This is a genomic window from Occallatibacter gabretensis (assembly GCF_001449115.1).
GTDB classification, from domain to species: Bacteria; Acidobacteriota; Terriglobia; order Terriglobales; family Acidobacteriaceae; genus Telmatobacter; species Telmatobacter gabretensis.
In genome coordinates this window covers 862370-888034 of record NZ_LAIJ01000009.1, presented here as the reverse complement: position 1 = coordinate 888034, position 25665 = coordinate 862370, and the positions used below count along the sequence as shown (strand labels likewise).

Genomic DNA, 25665 nt, shown 5'->3' with positions numbered 1-25665 from the left:
AGTACAGGAGCTAAATATGCACCTAGATAGTGTCGTATGCAATGTTACGATGGACTAAAGTAATCTTGCGTATTTTGGGCGGGTGGCCCATATCTCAATCGTCTGCCATATGGATAGGTGCCCAGGTCTCGCTTTTGAGACCTGGGATTTTGCAGGGCTTCTTTCCGTGTAGCGGTGCAGAATGATTCGATTTCCACAATGCCGATTTCCCTTTGGCATAGTGACGAAAGCTTGACCATTCCCAATCTTCTGGTTTTAACGCCAAACCACGTTTGACCGGGTTGCGGTGCATATACCGCAGCTTCTCAGTGCGTTTCAACTCATTGTGGACATTGAAATCGTAGTAGCGCGCCTGCCAGAATGGGCGTTGGCGCTGCTGAACGGATACGGACAGCTTCAAGGCCTGAATCGCTTTGGAAAGGATTCCAATCCTGGGCTCGCTGACAAGCAGATGAACGTGTTCAGGCATGACGACGTAGCCGGAAACGACAAAATCGTACCGGGCACGCATGGTCTCAAGGGAGTGCTCGAAAAGCCTGCGGGCGGATGGGGTGTTTAGATACGGAAGACGATGAAAACAACTGAAGGTGATGAAGTGAAAGGAGTCTGTGTTTTGAAAACGGACAAGCCCTTTTGGCATGGTGACATCGTACATTCCCAGGTCTCAGAAGCGAGACCTGGGGCACCCACTTGTTGTGGTAGAACTGGCATTTCTAGACGTGGGGCATCTCCCTCAATTCTCAAATGGTGGGAATATTTTTTGTGCTGATTTTGAGGCAAATTGGTAAGTGTCTGGGTCGTTTTGGGTTGGCTGTTGCCCGTTTAGGTACTGGTAGGCTTTTGCACAGGAACCACAAGATGTGGACGTTGACTCGATTGTGCCCCCATGCGATAGTTACTTTACTTCGCGGTTCCCGAGAGATCAATTTCGGGTGAAAAGGGAATCCGGTGTGAGGCCGGAACTGCCCCGCAGCGGTGAACAGGAACGAACGCTCTGAACGCAAGGCACTGGTCTGGACAGGCGCAAGTCTGAAGACGGACTGGGAAGCTGGAGCCAGTAGGCGGCCTGTGAGTCCGAAGACCTGCCACGAAGACATTTGCTACGCCTCCGAGGGGAAGGCGAGGTGATGGTAGTGTCGGCTCTAGCTCCGATATTTGGGGATGGAGCTTTTTTCGGCGCTGCTGTTGCTTCCTTTCCTTTCAAGAGAACGGGCCGAGCGATTAGGGAGAGCAGCCGATGGCCACGATTGAGACGCAGAAAAATCTTTCCACCACATTGAGCGCGGGATTGAATGCAGGCTCCTATGCGGGGCAGACGCCGGTGCTGCCGGGATTTCCGGTTCCGGATGAGACGCCGACGATGCATGTGTACAAGCGCAATGGGGTGCTGGAGCCGGTGGATGTGAACAAGATTGTGCGCGCGGTGCAGCGGTGCGCGCATGGGCTTGGCGCGGTGGACGCGATTCGCGTGGCGAGCAAGACGATTGGCGGGCTGTATGACGGGGCGACGACGCGCGAGCTGGATGCGATGTCGATTGATACGGCGGCGTCGCTGATTGCCGAGGAGCCGCAGTACTCGAAGCTGGCGGCGAGGCTGCTGCTGGCCACGATTCTGAAGGAAGTGGCGAACCAGAACCTGCATTCGTTTTCGCAGTCAGTGGAGCATGCCTTTCAGGAAGGCGTGGTGAATGGCGCGACGGCGGAGTTTGTGAAGGTTCATGCGCGCAAGCTGAACCATGCGATTGATGAGGAGTTCTCAGACAACTTTGAGTACTTTGGGCTGAGGACGGTGTATGACCGGTACCTGCTGCGCGATCCTATTTCGCGCAAGGTGATGGAGACGCCACAGTACTTTTTTTTGCGCGTGGCGTGCGGGCTGGCGGGGACGCCGCATGAGGCGATTGAGTTTTATCGCATGATTGCGGCGCATGATTACATGCCGAGCTCGCCGACGCTGTTTAACTCAGGGACGAAGCATCCGCAGATGTCGTCGTGCTATCTGCATGACTCGCCGGGGGATTCGCTGGAGTCGATTTACGACACGTATAAGGATGTGGCACTGCTGTCGAAGTTTTCAGGCGGCATTGGGCTGGCGTTTCATCGCGTGCGGTCTGAGGGATCGCTGATTCGGGCGACGAATGGGTTGTCGAATGGGATTGTGCCGTGGCTGCGGACGCTGGATAGCTCTGTGGCTGCCGTGAACCAGGGTGGCAAGAGGAAGGGCGCGTGCTGCGTTTATCTCGAGCCGTGGCATGCGGATGTGGAGCAGTTTCTGGAGCTGCGGGAGAATACGGGCGATCTTTCGCGGAGAACGTACAACCTGAATCTGGCGAACTGGATTCCGGATTTGTTTATGAAGCGCGTGGATGCGGATGGCGTGTGGTCGCTGTTTGATCCGAAGAATGTTCCGCATTTGCCGGACCTGTATGGCGACGAGTTTGCCGCGGCGTATGAGAAGGCTGAGGAAGAGAAGCTGTACTCGGGGCAGGTGAAGGCGCGGGAGCTGTATGCGCGCATGATGAGAAGCCTGGCGGAGACGGGCAACGGTTGGATGACGTTCAAGGACGCGTGCAACCTGAAGTGCAACCAGACGGGCAAGGATGGCAATGTGGTGCATCTGTCGAATTTGTGCACGGAGATCACGGAGGTGACTTCGCGCTCAGAGACGGCGGTGTGCAATCTGGGGTCGATCAACCTGGCGAAGCATGTGACGGATGGCGCGTTTGATTTTGCGAAGCTTGCCGCAACGGTGAAGGTTGCGGTGCCCATGCTGGATCGCGTGATTGACATTAATTACTACCCGATTGCGCAGGCGGCGAGCGCTAACGAGCGCTGGCGGCCGGTGGGGCTGGGCATCATGGGGCTGCAGGATGTGTTCTTTCAGCTGAGGATGCCGTTTGATTCGCCTGAGGCGATGTATTTGTCGGCGAAGATTCAGGAAGAGATTTATTACAGCGCGCTGGTGGCGAGCTGCGAACTTGCGGAGAAGAGTGGGGCGCATCCGTCGTTTGCGGAGACGCGGTTGGCGGATGGGAAGCTGCAGTTTGATTTGTGGGGAGTGACGCCTGCGGATGCGGAGCGGTGGAATGCGTTGCGGGAGCGGATTGCGAAGTGCGGCGTGAGGAACTCGCTGCTGATTGCGATTGCGCCGACGGCGACGATTGCTTCGATTGTGGGCTGCTATGAGTGCATTGAGCCGCAGATTTCGAATTTGTTCAAGCGCGAGACGCTGAGCGGCGAGTTTCTGCAGGTGAATCGCTACCTGGTGACGGAGTTGAAGGAGCGCGGGCTGTGGAATGAAGAGATGCGGATGCGGCTGAAGCTGTCGGAGGGCTCGGTACAGCATATGGATGAGCTGCCGGCGGAGCTGAAGGCGCGGTTCCGGACGGTGTGGGAGGTTCCGATGCGGTCGCTGATCGACATGGCGCGCGGACGGAATGCTTATATCGATCAGAGCCAGTCGCTGAATTTGTTTATGGAGTCGCCGAATATCGGGAAGCTGAGCTCGATGTATATGTATGCGTGGAAGAGCGGGCTGAAGACTACGTATTATCTGCGCTCGCGGCCGGCTACGAAGATTGCCAAGACTACGGTGAATGCTTCGCCGGCTCAGGCGAGTGTGCCTGCTGTTTCGGCGGCTTCGGCTGTGGCTTGCTCGCTTGAGAATCCGGGCTCGTGCGAAGCTTGCCAATAATAGAGGCATAACTCCTTCGATGGTTCGTGGGTGCAAGACTGTGTTTCCGTAGGTGCATTGAGAGTTTAGTTTGTTTTTTGGCGAGTTAGCTGCGCTTCGCGCGATGGCGAGTTCGCAAGTTAGCGAAGGAGTTATATATGTCATCTGTTCAGGCGCCTGAAGCCATTCTTGATCCGGGTCTTTGCCTCACGCTGAGGCCAATGCGTTATCCCGTTTTCTACGATATGTTCCGCGATGGAATCAAGAACACATGGACGGTGGAAGAGGTTGATTTCCAAACTGATCTTACGGACCTGAAGCAGCGGCTGAGCCCTGCTGAAGTTCATCTGATTCAGCGGCTGGTGGCGTTTTTTGCTACGGGCGACTCGATTGTGTCGAACAATCTGGTGCTGAATTTGTACAAGCATGTGAACTCGCCGGAAGCGCGGCTGTATCTTTCGCGGCAGTTGTTCGAAGAGGCTGTGCATGTGCAGTTCTACCTGACGCTGCTGGATAACTATGTGACTGATCCCGACGAGCGGGCGGCGGCGTTTGCGGCGGTTGAGAATATTCCTTCGATTTCAAAGAAGGCCGACTTCTGCATGAAGTGGATGGATTCGATTCAGGAGCTGGATCATCTGACGACGCGCGATCATCGCAGACAGTTTCTGCTGAACCTGATCTGCTTTGCGGCGTGCATTGAGGGACTGTTCTTCTTTGCGGCGTTTGCATATGTGTACTTTCTGCGCTCGAAGGGATTGCTGCATGGGCTTGCGGCGGGGACGAACTGGGTCTTTCGCGATGAGAGCTGCCACCTGGAGTTTGCGTTTGAGGTGGTGAAGGTGGTTCGCAGCCAGGAGCCGGACCTGTGGGATGCGGAGCTGGAGCGCGAGATTGTGACGATGCTGCATGAGGCGGTGGATGCGGAGACGCAGTTTGCCGAGGACCTGCTGAGCGGCGGCGTGGCGGGTCTTTCCGTGCGCGATATGCGGCAGTACCTGGGCTATGTTGCGGATCAGCGGTTGGGGCGGCTGGGGATTGCTCCGGCATTTCACTCGAAGAATCCCTTTTCGTTTATGGACCTGCAAGATGTGCAGGAGCTGACGAACTTTTTTGAGCGGCGGGTCTCGGCGTATCAGAGCGCGGTGCAGGGAGAGGTTGGCTTCCACGAGGATTTCTAGACTCCGCAAACTACGATTGAAGACCTCGCAGCTCGAAAACCTCGGCTGCGGGGTCTTCGCGTTATAGTGTTGGTCTGGTTAGGAAAATGAAATAGCTTGAACGCCCCAAAACTACCGAATGGAAGATATTTAATGAAGGGATTTACGATGCGAGGCACGGACTTTGGACAACCACGGTGGAGATGGATAGGACCGTGTGCTTTCCTGTTGCTGATCGCGCCGATATCATCTGCTTGTCACAGCCAAAGCTCTTCAGGCGACGCAAAACATATCATCCAAGGATCATGGGTGATCAAGTCCATATATACGACTCAAAATGTTGAAGGCCCAGATCCATCTCAACAAAAAAAGCTGGTGGGAACTCAAGTGGCAGTCAGTGCTCAATCTCTCCATGCCTGCGGTCAGTCCGTACCCATCAAGTCGATTGAAGTGCATCAAGTATCGTCTGACGAGTTCCTGACAAATACGCGGGCGCGTTTCAGCGAAGTGGAGATTCATTCGCCCAGTGTCACGGAAGTGATTATGAACAATCGGCAGGCCGGAAGCTGTTTCCAGGTTTTTCCCCTTCCCGGACAGGATGTTTACATCAAGAGCAAAAACGAGATATTGATCTCTTTCGAAGGCGTGTTTTATAAGGCAGTCAGAAAGAAATAAAATTCCGATTCCTAAGAGAGGGCCGGCCAACAAATTTCCGTCCGATTCTGTGTCGCGTTATAGTGTTGATCGAAGCAGAAAATGCTAGACAAACGCTTGCAGGAGTCAGGGGTATGATCGATGGCCGGCAATTCTCTTTCGTCTTCCGTGGGTCAGGGTGGGACGAATCTCACCAAAGATGTTCGGTTAGTACAACAGCTGATTAATCAGAAGCTGCCCATTCCGCTTCGGCCTCTGACCGAGGACGGCTCCTGCGGTCAGATGACGATCAACGCAATTATGCAGGTGCAGGCGCGATTTCTGCATCTGGCTCATCCCGATGGGCGCATCGATCCGGGTGGCGCGACGTGGAAGTTTCTGAAGCCTCAGGCCGGGAAAAAGCATGGAGTATCGGTACAAATCCCCGAGAGTGTGATTTCGGCGGCGCAGGCAGCAGAGAAGGCATGGAAGATTCCGGCGGCTGTGACGATTTCCCAGTGGGCGCTTGAAAGCAACTGGGGAAGATCGATGCCTACGGGAAGCAATAATCCATTCGGAATTAAAGCCGTGGGCAATCAGCCGTCTGTCACGGCGTCGACCAAGGAATTTGAAGGCGGAAAGTGGATTACGATTCAGGCGAAGTTTCGGAAGTTTGATTCGCTGGATGACGCCTTTGACGAGCATGGGCAACTGCTGGCGACGAAGAAGGCTTACGCGAATGCCCGCGAGCATCTGGACGATCCGAATGCCTTTGCCGATGCGTTGACAGGTGTGTATGCGACTGACCCTGATTACGGCGGGAAGCTGAAGCGGACAATGAAGGCGCATGATCTCTACAAATATGACAATGCATCGGATGGGAAGCCGATACGGCTGCCCTGATTATCTCGATAAGGCGATGCACTGCGGGATCTACGGCGCTTTTGCGAAGCAGGAGGCAAGCTTGGCTGCGACGGGATTGTAGACGTTTGATTGCGCGCTATCGTAGGTCAATTCAAAAGATACGATGAGGTCTTTTGCGTAGAGGGTTTTTGCGTAAAAGATGGTGCTGCCGTGCTGGCCTGAGAGGACGAACCAGGCCGGTTTGACGGCTTTGTAGCTGACTTTTCCGGATGCACCTGCGAGACGTGATGCTGTGCGGTTGAAAACATCGTTGATGGATTCGTTGAGCGCGTTGTTGCTGCCGTAGACGAGGAGCTGCGCTCCGTCCTTTGCAAGGAACTTCTGGCCATCGCCATTGGGAGATTCTCCCTGCGGCTCGAACAGATTCTTCGGGTAGCAGATGGAGTATGCGAAGCGCGAGTTGGCGTAGGTGGACCAGTTGGAGTCGTCAGTGGCAGCCGCAGCCGCTGCCGAAGGGCCGGGGCGGCAGGCGAAGAAGGCGCTGATGGCGCAGAGGACCGCAGCCGCGAGAAGAATCCGGATCGACTGCGAGATGATTCTGTTGTTCCGGCGCATGAGATAGCCTCCGAGATTGCCGAAACCAATCTAATTCAGCGGGCGGGTGGGGTTCCATTTTGTGCTGAGCGACGGACGATTTCGTTTGCGGAAGGTTAATGCCGCTCTTCGAGCAGGTGAGCTACCTGTTCTGTGCTGGCGCGGGCCCAGGCGGTGCTTGATGCGAAGCCGATGATAAGCATGGCTGCGGCGCAGCCTGTCATGGTCCACCAGATGGCGTGCGTGGCAGAGGTGAAATCGCCGCCGAGGGCGCGGCTGGATGCGACGACGGTTCCGGAGATGGCTACTCCTAAAGCTGCGCCGACCTGGCGGCTGGTGGATGCGATGGCGGCGGCTACGCCGGCCTGCGACAAGGGCATTCCGGCTACTGCGCTGTTGGTAATGGCGGGATTGACCATTCCGAGACCAATGCCGAAGAAGGCGTAAACGGCCAGGAGCCAGACTATGGGCGTCTGCCGGTCCAGCTGGGTGAGTATGAATGTGCTTGCCAGGAATGCTATGCCTGCAATGAGCAGCGAAGGCCGGGTTCCGTGGCTTGCGACGAGGCGGCCTGATAAAGGCGAGGCTACGATCATGGTGAGCGCCAGTGGGAGTGTGAACAAGCCTGTGTGAAAGGCCGAAAAGCCGCGCACTTGTTGCAGGTAAAGCGCATTGAGAAATAGAAAGCCTGCGAAGCATGAGAAGGCGCACAGGGCTAAGCCTGTGGCGCTGGAGAATGGGATGCTGCGGAAGAAGCGCAGGTCGAGTAATGGATCGCGGCGGCGTGGCTCGTAGAGGACGAAGGATAGAAACGCTGCTGCTGTGACGGCGAAGATTCCCAGGATTTCCGGTGATGTCCAGCCTGCGTGTGGCCCTTCGATGACGCCATAGGTGAGGGTCGCGAGGCCGGTGAGAACGAGGGATTGTCCTACGGGATCGAAGGCGCGGGCTCGGGCGGCTTTGGATTCCGGAACGAACAGTGCGGCGAGGATTGCTGCGGTGATTCCGATGGGGATGTTTATCCAGAAGATGGCGCGCCAGCCGATGGTCTCTGTCAACGCGCCGCCGATGAGTGGGCCGATGCCGAGCGACAAGCCTGCTACTGCGCCCCAGACGCCGACTGCGCGAGCGCGGTCCTTCGGTGCCGGAAAGGCGTTTGCGATGATGGAGAGCGCGACCGGGTTGAGCATGGATGCGCCGAAGCCCTGGAGTGCGCGAAAGGCGATGAGCTGCTCGATGGTGGCTGCGCGGCTGCAGAGCAGCGAGCCGAGGATGAAGACAGCGAGGCCGATCTGGAAGACTCTGCGGCGACCGAAGCGGTCAGAGATTGAACCGGAGAGCATGAGGAAGCTGGCTACTACGAGGGTGTAGGCGTCGAGGATCCATTGCAGGCCGGCGAGGCGCGCATGCAGATCAGTCTGGATTGCGGGCAGAGCGACGTTGACGATGGTCACGTCCATGCCGACGATGAGCAGGCTGGTGCAGCAGATGGCGAGAATCAGATTTGGATGGGTGGTGCGTTTTTGCGTACTAGCAACAGCGGACAAAGATGGGTTCTCAGTCTTCGGCAAGGTGTCTCCATTTAAGAGATGCAGGAGAAGCCGAGAGGATGAAAAAAGCGATTGTGTCCTGTTTCTGACCTGGAAAAGTTTGTGCCAATTTTGTCCAAAAGCAAGCAAGCGGCCTTTCTGCATGGACCAAGAGATCCGGGGCTAAAGCCCCTGTTCTTCTCGCTTATTTTTCAGGGGCCTGAAGGCCCCTGCTCCCTCCGATTCCGTTCTTAGTTGCTCATCAGACATTTACCAATTTAGTTGAGTTTTTATTGGGCTGGGCAGGGTTTGCCGGTGCAGAGGGAGCTGGTGATGCCTTTGTTTTCTTCGATGGTGTAAATGCGGTCGATGGCGGGGAGCTTGAGGGTTTCGATGTGGCCATTGGGCCAGTGGATTTCTGCGGAGCCGGGGTCGGTGGCATCGCCGAGGCCGAAGTGCGGACGGCGGTCATTGGCGCTGATGTAGCTGCCGCTGGAGAGCACGTCCTGGCGTTGCTTCATGCCGTAGGCGGTGAGGAAGACGGTGGCGCAGGTGGCGTCGCGGGGGCTCTTTTTGCCGGTTTTGGGGTCTGTGCCGCCAATGAGGTTCATCTCGACCCAGTGGTGACGGTCTGGGTTGACGTTTTTGAGCAGGACGGGAGGGCCATCTACGGGGTTGATGACGACGTCGATTTTGCCGTCGTTGAATAGATCGCCGAATGCTGCGCCGCGGGCGGGTAAAACCATGGCGAGGCCGGTGTTTTTGACGGGAGGAATGAGCTCAAAGCGGCGGCCTGCGGAAGTCTTCGAGCCGGGGGCTGATTTTCCGGGGATGTTGTGGAAGAGCAGTGGGCGCTCGGCCCAGCTGGTGCCCCACTCGTGCTGATCGACTTGCGGGTAGACGTGGCCGTTGACCATGAAGAGGTCGAGCCAGCCGTCGTTGTCGTAGTCGAGGAAGCCGGTTCCCCAGCCGACGAAGGGAATGGCGGGCTGGGCGACGCCGGTGCGGTAGCTGACGTCAGTAAAACTGGCGTTGCCGTCGTTGCGATAGAGGACTTTGTAGTCGTCGCCGAAATCGGAGACGAAGAAGTCGACCTGGCCGTTGTTCTCGTAGTCGCCTGCTGCGATGCCCATGGAGGCGATTTCGCGGCCGGCGTCATTGAGCGCGAAGCCGGAGGGATAGCCCTGGTCGTCGAAGGTACCGTCGCCTTTGTTGACGTAGAGGAAGTTTGGGGTGGAGTCGTTGCCGACGAGGAGATCGGGGCGTCCGTTGGCGTTGAGTGAAACGAATATGGCGGTAAAGCCGTAGGCCCTGCCTTTGTCTTCGACGCCGGCTTTCTGGGTGACGTCTGTAAATGTGCCGTCGCCGTTGTTGTGAAAGAGGTGGTCGGGCTCGCCCTGGAGGCCGCGCGGGCCGCAGTTGACGGTGATGCCGCGATAGAGGCATGGCGTGTAGTTGGTGGCTTTGGAGCCGCCGACGGGAAGGTTGTTGCGATCGAAGTGTATGTAGCCGGTGACGTAGAGATCGAGGAGGCCGTCACCGTCGTAGTCGCCCCATGAGGAGCCGGGGGACCAGTTGCCGAGGGTGACGCCGGCTTTGTCTGCGACATCGGTGAATGTGCCGTCGTGGTTATTGCGATAGAGGCGGTTTTTGCCGTAGTTACCGACGTAGATGTCGGGCCAGCCGTCGTTGTCGAAGTCGGCGATGCTGACGCCGAAGCCCCAGCGGTCATTGGTGACGCCGGCTTTTTCTGCGACGTCCGTGAATGTGCCGTCGTGATTGTTGTGGAAGAGCGCGGCGTGGGGTGGGGTTTCCTTGCCGTCGAGAGAATCAAAGGTTGCGCCGTTGACGAGATAGATGTCGAGCCAGCCGTCGTTGTCGTAATCGAAGAGGGCGACGCCGGAGCCGTTGGTTTCGACGATGAAGCTCTTCTCGGGCGTGCCCATCTTGTGTGTCCAGGTGGAGAGACCGGCGGCTTTGGCGACGTCCTGAAAGACGATGGGGCCGGAATCGACGAATCCGCCGGCGGTGATGGGGCGGTGGTTGCTGTCATAGATGGCTGCGGCGCCGAGGCCGCCGGAAACGCCGGATGACTGACCCTGAGTGGGTGGTTGCGGGGTCTGCGATGCGGCGGAGAGGGTGTATGCGAGAGATGCTGCTACCAGGCAGCGCGCGAGGGATGAGGTCTTGCGGATCTTGATCTTACAAATCACTGGGGAAGTGTATCGCTCAAAGGCGAAACTGCGTAAATTTTTGTGAAAGAGGTGATGGAAAGGGTTCCGCCAGGGGGCGGTGAGGCTTGTGTTGAAGGGCAGCAGCAGGTGTAGGATGAAGGGGAAGGGGCAGTATGACACGCTGCCCAGAGAGTGAGGTGCGTCTTCAGCAGGAACTACGGTTCACTGACGATCGACGTTCCCCCATCGGAGACGACCCGGTGGCGCGCAGTGGCTCGTGTGCTGCGAAGTCCTCTGGATATTGTTCTTACCACGATTTATCCCACCTCCTGTTCTTTATGCGGCAACCCTATGCCGCAGTATTCTTACGCGCCAATTTGTGATGTCTGCTGGGTGGAGATTGCCGCTGATGCGAGTGATCCATGCACGGACCTGTGCGTGCGGTGCGGCGACCATGCGGAAATTGAGAGCCAAAGTCCGGAGCAGGCTCATTGCAGTGCGTGTTTGCGTGAGAAGCCGGCCTTTGAGAAGGCCGTTTTTTATGGCCTTTACCGCAAGCGGATGCGAGAGGCGATTCACAAGCTGAAGTACGAACGGCTGACTCCGGCAGCGCGTGGGCTGGGGAAGATGCTGGCCGCGGCGATTGAAGAGCTTTATGGGGTTGCGCCGCGGGAGATGCTGGTGGTTCCAGTTCCGCTGCACAGGCGCAGGGCCGCTACGCGCGGGTTTAATCAGACGCGGCTGCTGGCGCGGCAGGCGCTGAAAGAGCTTGGCAGGAGAAGGCCGGATTGGAAGCTGGCGCTGGCCGAGAGGTCGCTGCTGCGGACGCGCAATACTGAGAGCCAGGCGGGGCTTACAGCGGATGAGCGGCGCGTGAATTTGAAGGGCGCGTTTGGCGTATCAGAGCCAGAGGCGGTGCGCGGCAGGCATGTGCTGGTGGTGGACGATATTTTGACCACCGGCGCGACGGCGCGCGCGGCGGCGCTGGCGTTGAAGGAAGCCGGAGCGGAGACGGTGTGGATTGCCACGCTGGCTCGCGCGCGGCGTGATGCGAAAGATTTGATTCATTATCCCCAGGAAGCAAACCGTTTAACCGGCGAACCCGTTTTGCGAGATGAGGGTGAGCCGCTGCGCACCGACGACATGTTCTTATCCAGTACCTCATCCACCACCTGAGAAGGGGCCATCCGATGTCGCTGGGAAAAGCCATGATTCATGCACGGAAGCAGAAGTCGATCGCCAGAGTGGCGGCTGCGGCGCATGTAGGCGAGGTTGTGACCTCCGCGCAGTCCAACCACATGCTGCAGATGCCGGTGCTGGTGCTGAATGCATCGTATGAGCCGATCAATATTTGTGGGGCACGGCGCGCGCTGGTGCTGGTGCTGAAGGGTATTGCGCGCACGGAAGAGGAACACGGGCTCATGCTGCATGCGCAGCGCAGCCGCGTGGCGATGCCATCCGTGATTCGCCTGCTTGAATATCGCCGGATTCCGCACCAGACACGGGCGCTTTCACGGAAGAATATTCTGCTGCGGGATCGCAATGCATGCCAGTACTGCGCCGTGGTGCTGCCGTCGAATGAATTGACGCTGGATCATGTGATTCCGCGTTCGCGCGGGGGGAATTCGACCTGGGAGAATCTGGTGGCGTGCTGCCATGGATGTAATCGGCGCAAGGGCAACCGGATGCTGCATGAGTTGGACGATATGAAGCTGATGCGAGAGCCCAGGGCGTTTTCACTGCACACGAGCAGGCAGATTATGCGGATGCTGGGGCGCGGGGATGACCGGTGGAGGAAGTATTTGTTTTATTAGGAGCAAACGGCTAGACAGGCGTCAGTTCGTCGGCCTGGCTGCGAGCACGGATGCCATGTCTGCAGTGTTCAAATTGATTATTGGCTCCAGCACAACCCAACCTGTGCTGTTTCTGTACGTCACAAATTTCTTGAACTGCGGTCCGCGCTCATAGTTCAGCGCAATGTAAATCACACGAATGCGCGGAGAAATGTCCTGCAGGGAAACCAAATCAAAGCCGTGATATTCCCCAAGCTCATCTTTGGTATTGCGTAAGCTAAAGCTGATCCCGTCCAGATTCGCCAGTGCTCCCTTCTTCCACGATGATTCCACTTGATCGGGCTGGTCATGCCGCAAGGCATCGAGGCCGTCGAGAATATTCTGCGGTATTTTGTTGAGCAGTTGCGAGGCAGGCGGAGGGCTTTGCGCTGCAATCGCAGCCGGAGCCGCGAATGTCAGCAGAAGGCAGGCGGAAAGAAGAATCTGGCGCATGGTTTCTTTACATTCCAGTGTCGAAATTGATCCCAACAGGAAAAAGGACGCAGCCACGTGCCAACACGTTCACAAATGCGTGGCAATATTTATTGCGGCTTTTTCGGTTGCTGTTGCTGCTGGTTCTGGTTGGGGTCGGGGGCTTCGCCGCCTGAGATGATACGGATGGTTGAGCCGAAGCGCTTGTAGTCGGTGTATTTGATGATGTCGCGGATGTGGACGTCCTGAGCCATGGCGCCGTGACCCCCGGCGAAGTGCAGGATGCCTTCAGCCCGGGTATAAACGGGGAACCAGTAATGGCCGTCGATTTGCTGACGCCAGGTCATGAAGGGCGGGTGTAAGTCTTCGCTGCCCTTGCGGGTGTCGTCGGGAACCATGCGGCCGTTGGTGACGACGATCTGAAGTTCATCGGCGTCGACCCAGATGCGGCCGAGCAGGTAGCGGTGACCTTTGACGATCTGCTTCGGGCTCACTTCAAAGACGTAACAGCTGATGTCGTCGACCTTCTGGCGGCCGACGTACTTGATGTCGTATTGGCCGATCTCCTCAGCGGTGAGGACGAAGGGATAGCCCTTCTGGATGTCCTGCATGTCAGAGGGGGACATGATGACCTGCTTGAGGGAGCTCTCGGGCGCGAAGATGGTGTGCTCGGTACGGCGTCCATCGTCGGTGAAGATGACGTCATCTACCTGGTAGTATTCGCCGGAGACCTTGTTGTCGTCATCGACCTCCTGTACGCGGGCGACGCGGCGATAGGTATAGTGATTGAGAGCCTGCTGGAACTCGGATTCCCTGGCGGCGAATTTTTTAATGATTTCGTCGGCAGGCGTGGTGGGCGCCGTGATGTCCATGGGGCCAAAGCCGGCATCGAGCGCCATGGGTGTAAAGCTGTCTTTTTCCTGTGCGGCACAGCGCACCGAAGATGCGCCGATCATCAGCATGCCAGCGAGCATTGCTGCCGACCATGATTTGATCTGAGTCATTCCTGGCTGATTCCTCATTTCGGGAGCAGTTGCAGTCTGTCCCTATATTGTTAGACGCACGGGACCGCGTCCATGGAAGATCGCGTGATTCAAGCCCCTCGGATGACACAATGGAGTTGTTCTCGTCCCCATGCACGAACATTACCAGATCCCGGCATTTGCACTGACGCTTCTGCTCCTGCCGAGCCTCGCGTACCTTGCAGCGCGCTTTCATGACCGGCGCACGCTGCTATGGTTTTTCGGGTTTTTGCTGGCACTGGTGCGCATGGCTCAGCATTACGACGGGCTTATTCTCTGGAACTTCTCGAACGAGCACCTGCATCCGTGGCTGGCGGCAGCGGGAATGGTGTCGATCCAGGTGGGCGCGGTGCTCTTTGTCATGTCCCTGGCTCCGGCACATGTATACATAGGCCGCTTTCGGCTGCCACTGGCGATTCTGTTCCTGCTGCCGGTGGTGATTTATGCGGTGATCTATGACGGGGTACTGCGCCAGCAGCCACCGTATGGCTCCTACATATTCGTACTTCCAGCACTTGCGGTGTGTTCCTCTGCGATTGCGCTGGTGTGGGCTCTAAAACTGGACGAGAAACGCCCGGTTCCACGCGCGGTTATTCCGCTGATCTGTGGCTTTATGGTCGTGCGCGCCGCCTTCATTTACGTCCAACTTGGGCCGGGGACGCTGCTGACCTTTTCTGAGTGCGCGGCGCACTTCATGACCGCGCTGCTGCTGATTCTGCTGGGCCGGCGGTTTTCTCCCAGCGTGGTGCTTGGCGCACTGGGTTTCGCGGCCTGGTCGCTGAGCCTGACGATTCATTATCCGTTCATTGCCCGGCATCCGGAGCTGGTGCTGGTGATTAACCAATGCGTGGTGATGGGTAAGGTAGTGGCCGCGCTGGGCTTGATTCTGCTGGCGCTGGAGGATCAGCTCGCGATGAATCGTACTGCTGCGGAACGCGAGCGGCGCGCAAGGCGAGAGATGGAGGCCTACTCCACGCTGGCGTTCTCGCGCAGGCGGGTGGAGGAGCTGGATCACGATGCTGTACTCATCTGCGAGCAGGTGGCCGAAAACAGCCGGTTTGCCCAGGTGGCTATGCTGTGGCAGCAGCCGAGCGGAGCCTACCGGATCAATGGCTCAGTGGGCCTGGACCGAGCGACTATAGCGGCACTGGATGCGTTGGCGCGGCGGATTCCGCCAGATGGTTTTCTGGCTGTTGGAGCGAATCCCCTGGCGGTAGAAGGCGCACAGACGGTTCAGCTGGATCTGGGGCCGTTGCTCAGCCCCGGCGACGAACTTCGCCGCCTGCACTTTACTTCTGCCCTGGCTGTTCCGATGCGGGGATCTTCCGGCGCAGAGGGCGCGCTGCTGCTGGCCGGGATGCGGCGCGGCGAGCCCCTGGCAGCCGATGATCTGCTACCTGTGGAGCTGTTGACAGCACGGCTGCAGGCGGTGCGTGGAATGACGAACATGCAGGAGCAACTGATTGATGCGGAGAAGTTTGCCGTGGTGGGACAGCTTGCCGGAAGCGTGTCACAGCAGCTGCACAATCCACTGACGGTGATTCTTGGCTATGCCTCGCTGCTTGCGGATTCGAAGCATCTGGATCAATCGGAGCGGAAGGGCATGGATGCGATTCTCTCCGGGGCGCGGACGATGCGCTCAACGCTTGAAAGCCTGCAGCGGGTGGTTCGTCCGCCGGGCGCGCAGCTTGCGGCGGTTTCCGTGACGGAGTTGCTGACCGATATGGAGCGGCTGTATCGACCGGAGTTTCAGCGGCGGTCGATCGAGTTCCGGTGTGATGTGGCGGCAGATTTGCCACGCGTGATGTGCCAGCCGCAGCCGCTGCGGCAGGTGGTGCTGCATAGCCTGCAGTTTGCCATTGCGGCGGTGGAGGCAAGCACAAACAACGGACGCAGCGTTCGGCTGGAAGCGACGGCGGAAGGCAGCCATGTGCAGATTCTGGTGGCGCATAGCGGCGCGAGCTTTGAGGATCCGGCGCGGGCTTTTGATCCCTTTGCGGATATGCGCCCGATGCTGGGGCAGAACGGGGATGCAGCGAGTCTTGGACTGAGCCTGTGTGCCTCGATTCTGAAGGAAAACAACGGGCGGGCTTCCGCGGTGAACCTGGATCCGCATGGGGCGGCGATTCTGCTGGAGCTGCAGGCGCAGAAGGGGTAGACGCGATGATGGTTGCGTCAGGCGGCTTCTACGCGCTCCACAGCGAGCCGCAGACCCATGGCTTTGAGAATGGCCGCGAGGCTGCGAAACTCCGGATTGCCGTGGCTGGAAAGCGTGCGATAGAGCTGAGTCGGGTTCAAGCCGGTCTCTTCGGCGATTTTCTGGATGCCGCCGAAGGCCTTGGCCATGATGCGAAGCATGATAAGCAACTCGGCCTGATCGCCGTCCTTGAGGATGTCATTGAGGAGATACAGAGCATATTCGGGTTCTTTTATAAAGATTTCGGCCATGGCGTCGTCATTACTCTGACTTCTCATTCTGCTTTCCTCCTTTGCCAATCGCGCCAACATTGCACGGCGCGTGCGTAGGATTCGACGGTCAATGGCTGCTCGTGCGACAAAATTGCGTAAATTGCGAAGCCACTCCGTGAAGAGGATTTTCCCCTCTTCAGTTTGGTAGCGTTGGATTTCGTACATAGTCATATTCGTCTAAAAACGAAAACATTGCAGCTGGAATTACTCTCTGCGGAAGTTGTTGGCCTGGTCGAATTCGTCGCGGAGTCCGGGAGTGCGGAGATTTTCGCGGATGTGGGCGAGGTGCTGCTCGAGCTTGAGGAGGGCGCGCTCGATGGCGGCGGAGTTTGTGTGAGCGATGTCGCGCCACATGGAGAAGGGACTTGCGCCGAGACGCGTCATCTCACGCAGGCCGCGGCCGCCGACGTCTTTGAGCTCGGGTGCGTCGCCGACTTCCTCTTCCAGCAATGCGCTGAGAGCCGTGGCTGTGAATTGCGGCAGATGGCTGACCCAGGCGACGAGATCGTCGTGGCGGACGGGGTCGAGATCGAGGATGCGTGAGCCCATGGCGACCACGAGGTTGCGCCAGTCTTCAACATGCTCGGTGGCCTGTGGTGTGCGCTGCGCGGCTGGGTCGTCGGTGAAGATCCAGACGGCATTGCGGAAGAGAGCGCCGTCGGCGTACTCGGCTCCGCCTCGCTCTTTGCCGGCCATGGGATGACCGGGAAGGAATGCCGGTTTGCCGGGTGCGTTATAGAGGCGGGCTGCGGCTGCTGCGATCTGCGCTTTGGTGCTGCCGACATCGGTGATGAGATGGTCGGGTGTGAGCGCGGGGGCGAGCTGTTCCATGAGATCGAGCGTGGCGAAGATGGGCGGGGCGAGGACGATGACCTGCGCCTCAAGCGCGGCGGCGATGGCGTCAGACGCGATGGAGTCGATGGCGCCGAGATCGAGTGCTGTTTGTCCGCCTTCTTTGCTGCGGTTCCAGCCGGTGATGGAGCCGGAAAAGCCGGAGGCGCGCAGGGCGAGGCCTGTGGATGCGCCTAAAAGGCCGGTGCCAAGGATGGCTATGCGGGAGATCATGGGTGGGTTAATGATAGCGGAAGGCGAATGAAGAAGAACGGAAGATAAGAAATCCCACCCTGGGCGCAAAAACAAGGACGCGCCGAGGGTGGGGTACCTGGATTTTGTTTACATCGTGCGGCCGACGGCGGCTGCGATGATCTTGAGCTCACTCATGAGCTTGTCGAACTGATCGGGGAAGAGCGTTTGTGCGGCGTCGGATGCGGCCTTGTCGGCGTTGGGGTGGACTTCAACGATGATGGCGTCGGCCCCAGCGGCTACGGCGGCGCGTGCCAGTGGAGCCACCATATCGCGGCGGCCTGTGCCGTGCGAGGGGTCGCCGACCATGGGCAGGTGCGAGAGCTTTTTGACGACGGGAATGGCTGAGATGTCCATGGTGTTGCGCGTGGCTGTCTCGAAGGTGCGGATGCCGCGCTCGCAGAGGATCACGTCGTAGTTGCCGCCGGAGAGAATGTACTCGCTGGCGAGGAGAAGCTCTTCGATGGTGGCGGCGTGGCCACGCTTGAGCAGAACAGGCTTGCGGAACTGGCCGAGTTCGCGGAGCAGATTGAAGTTCTGCATGTTGCGCGCGCCGACCTGGAAGAGATCGACGAGTGAAAACATGGGTTCGATCTGCGAGATTTCCATGACTTCACTGACGACGAGCAGGCCGTGCGCGTCTGCGGCTTCGCGCATGAGCCGAAGGCCGGGGATGCCGAGGCCCTGGAAGGCATAGGGTGAGGAGCGGGGCTTGAAGGCTCCGCCGCGAAGGAAGCTGCCGCCGGCGAGTTTGACGCGGCGGGCGGTTTCGAATATCTGGTCCCTATTTTCAATCGAGCAAGGCCCGGCCATGACGGCGACCTGCTCGCCGCCGATTTTGACGCCGTTGCGGAACTCGACGATGGTGCCTTCCGGGCGGAAGCCGCGGCCAGCGAGCTTGTAAGGCGAGCTGATGCGATGGACGTGCTCGACGCCCGGCATGTTTTCAAACTGGGCGAGATCGACCTTGGCGGTGGGGCCGACGCCGGCGAGGATGGTTTGCGAGGAGCCGGTGGTGCGATGGACGCCCACGCCGGCTTCTGTCATAACCTCGATGACATTGTCGATCTGCTCTTCGGTTGCGCTTTCCTGCATTGCTACGATCATTGCTTGTTCCCTGTCTCAGGCGCCTGTGCGCCGGTGGCGGGCCCAGTTCCCTTTTGTGCCTGGGCATTTCTTTCGGAAGCCAACTCGTTCCGCTGGAGGGCGCGCATAACGTCGATGATGCGCTCGTAGATGTGCGTGAGCTCAACGTCCGGTAACGGGCCGTTGTTGTGCGAACGCACATTCTGGAGGACCAGTTTCTCGCGTGCCGGCTCATAGACCGGCAGCGAAGTGGCGGCTTTGAGATGGCCAACGAGAATGGCGGCCTTGGCGCGCTCATTGAGCGCGGCTACGAGTTGCTGATCCAGTTCATCGATGCGTTTCCGCAGTTCTTCGAGCGTCATGCTTGTCCTCAATAAGCGCCTATGCGCGATGCTTCGCACATAGGCGCGGAACGGAAGTTGAAATACAGTTCAGCGTGAGCGTTGATTGTTTTTACCGGGTCAGCGCCGCTTCGGGTTGGCGCAGACCCTTGATAAATCGGGCAACGGCAGCTGCTTGCGCGTGGCCGGATTTATCTTCCGGAGCGGACCGCTCGATCAGCTCCACAATCGCGCTGCCAATGACCGCCGCATCGGCGAACTCTGCTACCTGCGCCACATGCGTGGCGTTTGAGATGCCAAATCCTACGGCCACAGGCAGCGTGCTCCATCGACGGATACGGGCGACGAGAGACTGCGCGTCGCCGGTGAGACTCTGTTGCTTGCCGGTGATGCCGGTGCGGGAGATGGCGTAGATGAAACCCTTGCTGTGTGCGGCGATAGCTTCGAGGCGGTCGTCGGGGCTGGTGGGCGCGGCGAGAAAGATGGGCGCGAGCGAGACGCGGTCGAGCTCGGCGAGCAGATTCGAGGTTGCGTCTGAGGCTTCTTCCACGATGATGTCGGTGACGAGGACGCCGTCAGCTCCGGCGGCTTTGGCATCGTCCGCGAATTTCGCGAGGCCGTAGCGCAGGATGGGATTGAGATACGTGAAGATGACGAGGCCAGCTTGCGGGCGGGCGGTGCGGATTTGTTTGGCCAGGACGAGGACATCTTTAAGCGTGGTGCCACGTGCGAGGGCGCGCTCAGAAGCACGCTGAATTACGGGGCCGTCGGCGAGAGGATCGCTGAAAGGGACGCCGAGCTCGATGACGTCAGCGCCGGCGTCAATGGCTTCGAGAGCAATGGCGTGGGTGGCTTCTAACGATGGGTCGCCAGCGGTGAGATAGATGACGAGGCCCGGCTTAGATTGGAACTTGATCGGCATCGGCTGAGAACTAGGCCTCCCCCGGGTGCGAGTCCAGATGCAGTTCCTGAGCGATGATGCCCATGTCCTTGTCGCCGCGTCCGGAGAGGTTCACCACCAGTATGTCACGCGGGGTGAGCCTGGGAGCTAGCACGAGAGCTTCGGCCACGGCGTGGGCGGATTCGAGTGCGGGCAGGATGCCTTCTGTGCGAGAGAGCTTGACGAGGGCGTCGAGAGCTTCTGCGTCGGTGCGGGAGGTGTACTCGGCGCGTTTGGTGTCATGGAGCATGGCGTGCTCCGGGCCGATAGAGGCGTAATCGAGGCCGGCGGAGACGGAATGGGTCAGCGCGATCTGGCCGTTTTCATCCTGGAGGACGTAGGAGAAGGTTCCTTGCAATACGCCGGGATTGCCGCCGGAGAAGCGGGCGGCGTGTTCGCCGAGAGCCGAGCCGCGGCCGCCGGCTTCTACGCCGATGAGGCGGACGTCGCGGTCCGGGATGAACTCGTAGAATGCGCCGATGGCGTTGGAGCCGCCGCCGACGCAGGCGATGATGGCGGTGGGCAGGCGGCCTTCCTTCTCGATGATCTGCTGCTTCATTTCGCGGCTGATGCAGCGCTGGAAGTCGCGGACCATGGTGGGGTAAGGGTGCGCGCCCAGGGCCGAGCCGAGAATATAGTACGTGGTGCGGACGTTGGTGACCCAGTCGCGCATGGCTTCACTGATGGCGTCCTTGAGGGTCTTTGATCCGGAGGAGACGCCGCGGACTTCCGCGCCGAGGAGCTTCATGCGGAGCACGTTGAGGTGTTGGCGCTCCATGTCGACTTCGCCCATGTAGATGATGCATTCGAGGCCAAGATGCGCGCAGACGGAGGCTGTGGCGACGCCGTGCTGGCCTGCGCCGGTTTCCGCGATAATGCGCTGCTTGCCCATGCGTTTGGCGAGTAGGCCCTGGGCGAGCGAGTTGTTGATTTTGTGCGCGCCGGTGTGGAGCAGGTCTTCGCGCTTAAGGTAGATTTTTGCGCCGCCGAGCTGTTCCGTGAGGCGCTTGCAGAAATAAAGCGGCGTGGGGCGGCCGGCGAAGTCGCGGAGCAGGTCGGCTAGCTCGGTTTGGAAGGCGGCGTCGGCTTTGGCGGATTCGTATTCGCGCTCAAGTTCGACGAGTGCGGCCATGAGCGTCTCCGGCACGTAGCGGCCGCCGTAGATGCCGAAGCGGCCGGGGCGCGATTCGGATGGTGCGGATGGAAGAATAACCGATGCCATGAGCTGCGCCTCCTCGCTTCTGCCCGAAGGGAACGAATCTCCAGTGTATCGCCGGAGGCTGGTGCCTTATTCTTGGCGCACTTTTGGGTAGTGGGTCAGTTTGAATACATAAGGAATTATTTCTTTGGGAAGAAGTAGCGAGTGACAATCAGGAAAACGCCAATGATATTTGCGGTAGTGCTTCCGATGGCTGCTAATAATATTTGGTCAGATAAATGAAACCCTTTATATCCAAAACCTTGTAAGAGAAGCAGAGCATAGATTCCGACAACCCAAATGCAAGTTAAGCCGAAAATTCGCTTAGCGTATTTTTTCCGTTCCCCGGTATCTTGAGCGAAGCTCCTTACTACTTCACTACTTCTCTTTGCCTTAAAATCTCGAGCTGCTCTTGGGTCGTACAATCGTCTGGGTCTTCAGGAACGTGCTCAAGGGAGGAGGCACTTATTGTGTCTAGTTTGAGTTTAAAAAGGGCTTGCGATTGATTTTTCTCAGGCACTCGCAAGCCTCTTGAAATATTCTTTGATTAAGTCGTTTGAGATAACCTGGTGTCGGCTTCCTTCGGTATAAACCTGTTGCCATGGGGAGTCGGCCATGTGCGTGGCATTAGAAAGCTTAGCTCCCGAGAATTGCCCGTAGGTTTCGAGAATCTTGGTAATGATCTCTCTAGCTTCTTGCCGTTCTTCAGTGTCGGGATAATGCTCCAACGTATTTGCGGTCTTAACAAATTTTCCCCTGCCAATGTAGCGAAACTCCCCGCCAGCCGGTGCTTCAATTTGGTTATTCCCACAATTCTTGAATTCATGGTAGATCGACGGAATCACGGGTCCGTATTGCCATGCCTCGACCGAGTCAGAAACAAGCGGCTTTTCGGTTAGGGCAAGGCACCAACCGTGGGCGAAGTAGACAAGCTTTTGCAACTTAAGTGGAGTGAGGCTGATCTTGCGCTGCAATGCAAGCACGACAACTTCATTCGCAATTACGGTTGCCGGATAGGACATGGATAACCTCGATTGGCGAACATTTGGCGAACTCGCTGTATGCATAGTTTACTACTTTATGCCTACCTTTTCCACAATTCCGCGATGAAAAATGTGTATAATGCGATACTTAATTAGGCTATTTACCTTAACCCATAGAGAATCGACCGCGCATCCAGCAGCTTAATCATTTCCTCAATCATTCAGCCATGATGAGCGATTCCCGCTTCCATCGCAGGGTGCTACCTACTTTTGCATAAACTAAGATTCTCTACTGTGGATCATGGCCTGGATCAGCGGTATCGTTCGCCGCTTTGCATCAACTGTTCGATTGCTTCCACGTCTTGAATGCCTCCGCGTGCGCCGGCAAACTTGCAGTTGATGGCGGCTGCTGCACATGCAAAATCGAGCTCGCGATCGAGCTCCCAGCCGCTCAGCAGGCCGTAGATGAATCCGGCGTGAAAGATATCGCCCGCGCCTGTTGTATCCACTGTGGGAACGCAGTAGGCGCGTCGGTCATGGATCTCATTGCCATCCCAGGCGAGCACGCCATCCGGCCCAAGAGTTGCAGCGGTCAACTTACAGTTGAACCGGGTGTGCAACTCTTTTAGTGAACGGTGCAGATCGTGATCGCCGGTGATCTTGAGTGGGAAGTCGCGGCTTACGATCAGGTAGTCGATGAGAGGTAGAAGGTCATAGATTCCTTCGTAATCCTCATCGAGGTCGGCCACGACGAGAACGCCTGCTTCATGTGCCCAGCGGGCTGCCTGGATTGCGGCTTCTGTATCGAAGCCGTCGATGTGGAGCAGGCGCGCAGCGGTCACCCACTCGCGCTTGATCTCATGCGGTTGCAGGCGTAGACGCGGGTCACGCTGACAGATCACCGTGCGCTCTCCGGAAGCGTCCACGAGAATCATCGAGCGCGGGCTTGCTCCCTCCTGCGCATATACCAGCCGGGCATCTACTCCAAGCCGCTCAAACTCTCTTTCGTGTAAGCGGGCGGCATCATCGCGGCCAAGTTTTCCTACGTACCGCGAGGGAAGGCCCCATGTCTGGCATGCAGCTACCGTTGTGGCAGCCTGGCCGCCAGCCATTACGGTTGCGCATTCGTACTCAACCTTGGAGCCGCTGACGGGGAATTGCTTCAATGGGATGAGTGTGTCGGTTGCATTGAGGCCCACACCGACCAGATCCACGCGCTGAACTTCGAGCATCGAGCTATTTTAGGTCATGCGAGGGGCGGGATAGCGATGCTCTCAATGCGATTTCGCTGCGCGGGCGTTGGTGATGAAGTCGCGGACTTTGGCGGGGTCTTTGCGACCGGGTGCGGATTCTACGCCGCTGACCACATCTACGCCCCAGGGGCGGAGGGTGGCGATGGCTTCGGTCACGTTGGCGGGGTTGAGGCCGCCGGCTACGACGACCTTACGGTCCCTTGCGTTTTGGAAGAGGGTGGTGGCGGCTTCGGTCCAGTCGAAGGTGATGCCGGTGCCGCCTACGGCTGTGGCGGTGCGGGAATCGACGAGGATGGCGTCGGTGTTGGGGTCGGAGGCGAAGGCTGAGGACTGCTCGGCGGCTTGCGGGCCGAAGTGGACGACGCGGAGAATGCGAAGGGCGGGGCCGAATTCTGCGCGGAGCTGTGCGGGTGTTTGTGGTCCGGATCGCGAATGAAGCTGGACTCCGGTGAGCGAGCTGGCGCGGATGGTGGAGACGATCTCGTCGATTGAGGCATCGACGAATACGCCGATCTTCTCCAGCGTGGTGGGTAGGTGTGGGGTGATTTCTGCGACTTGATCCACTGTGACGCGGCGGGGGCTAGGCGCGAAGACGAAACCGACGGCGTCGGCTCCCGCATTGACGGCGAGGAGCGCGTCTTCGAGGCTGGTGTTGCCGCAGATTTTGATCCAGAGGCTCATGTCAGAGAAGGGATTCAGTTTGGGGCGCGTCGGCTTCAAAAGGGTTCAGGACCTGGGCACCTGTGCCGGCGAAATCGTTTGTGTTTCGCGTGGCAATGGTTAAGCCGTAAGAAAGCGCGACTGCTGCAATCTGCTTATCGATTGCGCTTTGATGCGTGGCAGCAGACATTGTCCCCCATATCTGTGCGCATTCGAGATCAAAGTTAAGGATTTTTCCAGCAAAGATTTTTAGAGTTGTCTTCAGCCACGCGTCTAACCGGCCTGCCTGCAGCAGATCGCCCTTTCTGCGGAGGCTCTCGACACCGTATCGCAGCTCACCGACAACTTGTACAGGAATGTAGAGACTTCCATGTGCCTCTTTGAAGAAGCGAATGACACCCGTATCAGCTTTTACGTCCCGGCGCAATTCACTCGCGACATTGGTATCGATCAGATACACCGTCAGTCACGGCCCGGAGCAAAATCGGAGTCTTCGCCGACGTTTGGCATAGCCATCAGGAGCTCGCGAAATTCAGCTTCATCATTCATTGCCAGAGCGGCTTCGAGGATGGCGCGGTGTTTGGGTGAGACGTTGGGGCCGATTTGGTTGAAGGAGTCGGAGCGCTGCGGCTTGTCGGATTTGATGGGATTGGTAGCCATTGGCGCCTCCTGAACCGGTGTGGTGTGAAGTCTATTGTATCTCGATTGCGGTTTTGTGATGGGCAGGAGAGCCCGCCAGCAGCTGCACGAGGGCTGCGCCGGGGTCGGGTTGGCGCATCAGGCTTTCGCCGATGAGGAAGGCGTCGAAGCCTGCGGTGCGGAGGCGGGCGATGTCCTCTGGCGTGCTGATACCGCTTTCGGCGACGCGGATGGTACTTGCGGGAATGTTTGCGATGAGGGCGAGAGAGGTTTCCAGGCTCACTTCGAAGGTCTTGAGGTTGCGGTTGTTGACGCCGATAGCGTCTGCACCGTTTTCACCGAGCGATTGGAGGACGCGGTCGAGCTCTTCCGAGGTGTGGACTTCGACGAGGACGTCGAGGGAGAGCGAGTGCGCGGTGTGGGCGAACTGCTTCAGCTCGGAATCGGTGAGTGCGGCGGCGATGAGGAGGATGGCGTCAGCGAGGTGCGCGCGGGCCTCGACGATCTGGTACTCGTCTACGGTGAAGTCCTTGCGGAGGCAGGGGAGCGGGACGGTTTCAGAGGCGATCTCGAGATTGCTGAGGCTGCCCTGGAAATATGGCTCGTCGGTGAGGACGGAGAGTGCCGCCGCGCCGCCGGCGAGATACTGGCGGGCGATGCGGGCGACGTCGAAGTCCGGCTGGATGAGGCCGCGTGAGGGAGATGCTTTTTTGATTTCAGCGATGACGGCTGGTTTCTCGGCAGCGGCGCGGCGTAGTGCGGCGGCCCAGCCGCGCGGGGTGTGAAGACCGGCGAGGCGCTCGAGCTTAGAGACCGGGACGCGCTCTTTGGCGGCGGCGACTGTGGTGCGGGTGGTGGCGAGGATGGCGTCGAGTTGGGTCATGTGTGAGATGTGAAGCGTTGGTTGGCTGGCGAGAAAAATCAGCCGAAATCAGCCTGAAACATATCTGCTGATTTAAAAATAGTTTAGCTTAAGGGCGTAATTATCACGGCTTCCTATACTTCGAGTTGCGCTGGGAACGCGATTTCAATAGTGTTGTTCCATCTCGCAGATTGAAAGTGTCTTTGAATCGCCTGCTCTGCGAAGAGCTGGTCAGGTC

At 58.3% G+C, this 25665-nt stretch carries 25 protein-coding genes and 1 riboswitch; of the genes, 7 read left to right on the top strand and 18 right to left on the bottom strand.

The window, feature by feature from the left end:
• Window positions 1-94: 94 nt before the first annotated feature.
• Complete coding sequence (locus VO84_RS22140) at window positions 95-655, bottom strand: REP-associated tyrosine transposase (RefSeq protein WP_231737871.1); 561 nt, start codon at window positions 653-655, stop codon at window positions 95-97.
• A gap of 236 nt (window positions 656-891) precedes the next feature.
• A riboswitch (cobalamin riboswitch) is annotated at window positions 892-1104 on the top strand.
• A gap of 133 nt (window positions 1105-1237) precedes the next feature.
• On the opposite strand from VO84_RS22140, the gene VO84_RS09980 reads away from it, so the two are divergent.
• The 4 genes from VO84_RS09980 (at window position 1238) to VO84_RS09965 (ending at window position 6369) form a co-directional block, all read left to right on the top strand.
• Window positions 1238-3694, top strand: coding sequence for a ribonucleoside-diphosphate reductase subunit alpha (locus VO84_RS09980; protein WP_058187491.1), 2457 nt, complete (start codon window positions 1238-1240; stop codon window positions 3692-3694).
• Between the two features lie 137 nt (window positions 3695-3831).
• Window positions 3832-4854: a ribonucleotide-diphosphate reductase subunit beta gene (locus VO84_RS09975; RefSeq protein ID WP_058187490.1), complete on the top strand. Its 1023-nt coding sequence runs from the start codon at window positions 3832-3834 to the stop codon at window positions 4852-4854.
• Between the two features lie 207 nt (window positions 4855-5061).
• Window positions 5062-5508, top strand: coding sequence for a hypothetical protein (locus tag VO84_RS22505; protein ID WP_231737870.1), 447 nt, complete (start codon window positions 5062-5064; stop codon window positions 5506-5508).
• A gap of 120 nt (window positions 5509-5628) precedes the next feature.
• Entirely contained in the window at window positions 5629-6369 is a 741-nt protein-coding gene (locus VO84_RS09965) for a glycoside hydrolase family 73 protein (RefSeq protein ID WP_058187488.1), read from the top strand.
• A 30-nt stretch (window positions 6370-6399) separates the two neighbouring features.
• On the opposite strand, the gene VO84_RS09960 is transcribed toward VO84_RS09965, so the two are convergent.
• The 3 genes from VO84_RS09960 to VO84_RS09950 all read right to left on the bottom strand — a co-directional run bounded on the left by VO84_RS09960 (window position 6400) and on the right by VO84_RS09950 (window position 10666).
• Window positions 6400-6945, bottom strand: a complete 546-nt coding sequence (locus tag VO84_RS09960) for a hypothetical protein (protein WP_058187487.1) — start codon at window positions 6943-6945, stop codon at window positions 6400-6402.
• Between the two features lie 95 nt (window positions 6946-7040).
• On the bottom strand, window positions 7041-8495 hold the full coding sequence (locus VO84_RS09955) for an MFS transporter (RefSeq protein ID WP_231737869.1): 1455 nt from the start codon (window positions 8493-8495) through the stop codon (window positions 7041-7043).
• Between the two features lie 248 nt (window positions 8496-8743).
• Complete coding sequence (locus VO84_RS09950; RefSeq protein ID WP_231737868.1) at window positions 8744-10666, bottom strand: CRTAC1 family protein; 1923 nt, start codon at window positions 10664-10666, stop codon at window positions 8744-8746.
• Between the two features lie 312 nt (window positions 10667-10978).
• Here VO84_RS09950 and VO84_RS09945 point away from each other — a divergent pair, with 312 nt between their 5' ends.
• Both VO84_RS09945 and VO84_RS09940 read left to right on the top strand, forming a co-directional pair.
• A complete protein-coding gene (locus VO84_RS09945; RefSeq protein WP_058187486.1) occupies window positions 10979-11803 on the top strand; it encodes a ComF family protein in 825 nt (274 codons plus the stop codon).
• Between the two features lie 14 nt (window positions 11804-11817).
• The gene (locus VO84_RS09940; RefSeq protein WP_082661869.1) at window positions 11818-12441 is read left to right on the top strand and encodes an HNH endonuclease; all 624 of its coding nucleotides are present in this window, start codon (window positions 11818-11820) and stop codon (window positions 12439-12441) included.
• A gap of 21 nt (window positions 12442-12462) precedes the next feature.
• Here VO84_RS09940 and VO84_RS09935 read toward each other — a convergent pair whose 3' ends face one another.
• Both VO84_RS09935 and VO84_RS09930 read right to left on the bottom strand, forming a co-directional pair.
• Window positions 12463-12912, bottom strand: coding sequence for a hypothetical protein (locus tag VO84_RS09935; RefSeq protein ID WP_058187485.1), 450 nt, complete (start codon window positions 12910-12912; stop codon window positions 12463-12465).
• A gap of 89 nt (window positions 12913-13001) precedes the next feature.
• Window positions 13002-13895 carry a LolA-like protein gene (locus VO84_RS09930; protein ID WP_058187484.1) on the bottom strand — a complete coding sequence of 298 codons (894 nt, stop codon included), beginning with the start codon at window positions 13893-13895 and terminating at the stop codon, window positions 13002-13004.
• Between the two features lie 130 nt (window positions 13896-14025).
• Here VO84_RS09930 and VO84_RS09925 point away from each other — a divergent pair, with 130 nt between their 5' ends.
• Window positions 14026-16071, top strand: coding sequence for a sensor histidine kinase (locus tag VO84_RS09925; RefSeq protein WP_058187483.1), 2046 nt, complete (start codon window positions 14026-14028; stop codon window positions 16069-16071).
• 17 nt (window positions 16072-16088) lie between these two features.
• On the opposite strand, the gene VO84_RS09920 is transcribed toward VO84_RS09925, so the two are convergent.
• From VO84_RS09920 to trpC, 12 genes are all read right to left on the bottom strand, one after another.
• A complete protein-coding gene (locus tag VO84_RS09920) occupies window positions 16089-16388 on the bottom strand; it encodes an addiction module antidote protein (protein ID WP_058187482.1) in 300 nt (99 codons plus the stop codon).
• Window positions 16389-16586: 198 nt separating this feature from the next.
• On the bottom strand, window positions 16587-17447 hold the full coding sequence (locus VO84_RS09915) for a prephenate dehydrogenase (protein ID WP_058187481.1): 861 nt from the start codon (window positions 17445-17447) through the stop codon (window positions 16587-16589).
• 108 nt (window positions 17448-17555) lie between these two features.
• Window positions 17556-18572 (bottom strand): 3-deoxy-7-phosphoheptulonate synthase, encoded by a 1017-nt coding sequence (aroF, locus tag VO84_RS09910; protein WP_058187480.1) that lies wholly within the window; start codon window positions 18570-18572, stop codon window positions 17556-17558.
• Window positions 18569-18913: a chorismate mutase gene (locus VO84_RS09905; RefSeq protein WP_058187479.1), complete on the bottom strand. Its 345-nt coding sequence runs from the start codon at window positions 18911-18913 to the stop codon at window positions 18569-18571. Before VO84_RS09905 ends, aroF begins: the two co-directional genes overlap by 4 nt.
• A gap of 91 nt (window positions 18914-19004) precedes the next feature.
• Window positions 19005-19814, bottom strand: coding sequence for a tryptophan synthase subunit alpha (trpA, locus tag VO84_RS09900; RefSeq protein WP_058187478.1), 810 nt, complete (start codon window positions 19812-19814; stop codon window positions 19005-19007).
• 10 nt (window positions 19815-19824) lie between these two features.
• A complete protein-coding gene (gene trpB, locus VO84_RS09895; RefSeq protein WP_058187477.1) occupies window positions 19825-21054 on the bottom strand; it encodes a tryptophan synthase subunit beta in 1230 nt (409 codons plus the stop codon).
• Window positions 21055-21542: 488 nt separating this feature from the next.
• Window positions 21543-22052: a Panacea domain-containing protein gene (locus VO84_RS09890; RefSeq protein ID WP_058187476.1), complete on the bottom strand. Its 510-nt coding sequence runs from the start codon at window positions 22050-22052 to the stop codon at window positions 21543-21545.
• A 272-nt stretch (window positions 22053-22324) separates the two neighbouring features.
• Complete coding sequence (locus VO84_RS09885; RefSeq protein WP_058187475.1) at window positions 22325-23245, bottom strand: carbohydrate kinase family protein; 921 nt, start codon at window positions 23243-23245, stop codon at window positions 22325-22327.
• Between the two features lie 42 nt (window positions 23246-23287).
• On the bottom strand, window positions 23288-23947 hold the full coding sequence (locus VO84_RS09880) for a phosphoribosylanthranilate isomerase (RefSeq protein ID WP_058187474.1): 660 nt from the start codon (window positions 23945-23947) through the stop codon (window positions 23288-23290).
• Between the two features lies 1 nt (window position 23948).
• A complete protein-coding gene (locus VO84_RS09875; protein ID WP_058187473.1) occupies window positions 23949-24386 on the bottom strand; it encodes a type II toxin-antitoxin system VapC family toxin in 438 nt (145 codons plus the stop codon).
• A gap of 2 nt (window positions 24387-24388) precedes the next feature.
• Window positions 24389-24586, bottom strand: a complete 198-nt coding sequence (locus VO84_RS09870) for a hypothetical protein (protein WP_058187472.1) — start codon at window positions 24584-24586, stop codon at window positions 24389-24391.
• Between the two features lie 31 nt (window positions 24587-24617).
• Complete coding sequence (gene trpC / locus VO84_RS09865; RefSeq protein WP_058187471.1) at window positions 24618-25448, bottom strand: indole-3-glycerol phosphate synthase TrpC; 831 nt, start codon at window positions 25446-25448, stop codon at window positions 24618-24620.
• Window positions 25449-25665: the final 217 nt, after the last annotated feature.

Coding starts and splice junctions, on each gene's coding strand:
- VO84_RS22140 (WP_231737871.1), bottom strand. CDS start 655: ATGTACGATGTCACCATGCCAAAAGGGCTTGTCCGTTTTCAAAACACA.
- VO84_RS09980 (WP_058187491.1), top strand. CDS start 1,238: ATGGCCACGATTGAGACGCAGAAAAATCTTTCCACCACATTGAGCGCG.
- VO84_RS09975 (WP_058187490.1), top strand. CDS start 3,832: ATGTCATCTGTTCAGGCGCCTGAAGCCATTCTTGATCCGGGTCTTTGC.
- VO84_RS09965 (WP_058187488.1), top strand. CDS start 5,629: ATGGCCGGCAATTCTCTTTCGTCTTCCGTGGGTCAGGGTGGGACGAAT.
- VO84_RS09960 (WP_058187487.1), bottom strand. CDS start 6,945: ATGCGCCGGAACAACAGAATCATCTCGCAGTCGATCCGGATTCTTCTC.
- VO84_RS09945 (WP_058187486.1), top strand. CDS start 10,979: ATGCCGCAGTATTCTTACGCGCCAATTTGTGATGTCTGCTGGGTGGAG.
- VO84_RS09940 (WP_082661869.1), top strand. CDS start 11,818: ATGTCGCTGGGAAAAGCCATGATTCATGCACGGAAGCAGAAGTCGATC.
- VO84_RS09935 (WP_058187485.1), bottom strand. CDS start 12,912: ATGCGCCAGATTCTTCTTTCCGCCTGCCTTCTGCTGACATTCGCGGCT.
- VO84_RS09930 (WP_058187484.1), bottom strand. CDS start 13,895: ATGACTCAGATCAAATCATGGTCGGCAGCAATGCTCGCTGGCATGCTG.
- VO84_RS09925 (WP_058187483.1), top strand. CDS start 14,026: ATGCACGAACATTACCAGATCCCGGCATTTGCACTGACGCTTCTGCTC.
- VO84_RS09920 (WP_058187482.1), bottom strand. CDS start 16,388: ATGAGAAGTCAGAGTAATGACGACGCCATGGCCGAAATCTTTATAAAA.
- VO84_RS09915 (WP_058187481.1), bottom strand. CDS start 17,447: ATGATCTCCCGCATAGCCATCCTTGGCACCGGCCTTTTAGGCGCATCC.
- aroF (WP_058187480.1), bottom strand. CDS start 18,572: ATGATCGTAGCAATGCAGGAAAGCGCAACCGAAGAGCAGATCGACAAT.
- VO84_RS09905 (WP_058187479.1), bottom strand. CDS start 18,913: ATGACGCTCGAAGAACTGCGGAAACGCATCGATGAACTGGATCAGCAA.
- trpA (WP_058187478.1), bottom strand. CDS start 19,814: ATGCCGATCAAGTTCCAATCTAAGCCGGGCCTCGTCATCTATCTCACC.
- trpB (WP_058187477.1), bottom strand. CDS start 21,054: ATGGCATCGGTTATTCTTCCATCCGCACCATCCGAATCGCGCCCCGGC.
- VO84_RS09890 (WP_058187476.1), bottom strand. CDS start 22,052: ATGTCCTATCCGGCAACCGTAATTGCGAATGAAGTTGTCGTGCTTGCA.
- VO84_RS09885 (WP_058187475.1), bottom strand. CDS start 23,245: ATGCTCGAAGTTCAGCGCGTGGATCTGGTCGGTGTGGGCCTCAATGCA.
- VO84_RS09880 (WP_058187474.1), bottom strand. CDS start 23,947: ATGAGCCTCTGGATCAAAATCTGCGGCAACACCAGCCTCGAAGACGCG.
- VO84_RS09870 (WP_058187472.1), bottom strand. CDS start 24,586: ATGGCTACCAATCCCATCAAATCCGACAAGCCGCAGCGCTCCGACTCC.
- trpC (WP_058187471.1), bottom strand. CDS start 25,448: ATGACCCAACTCGACGCCATCCTCGCCACCACCCGCACCACAGTCGCC.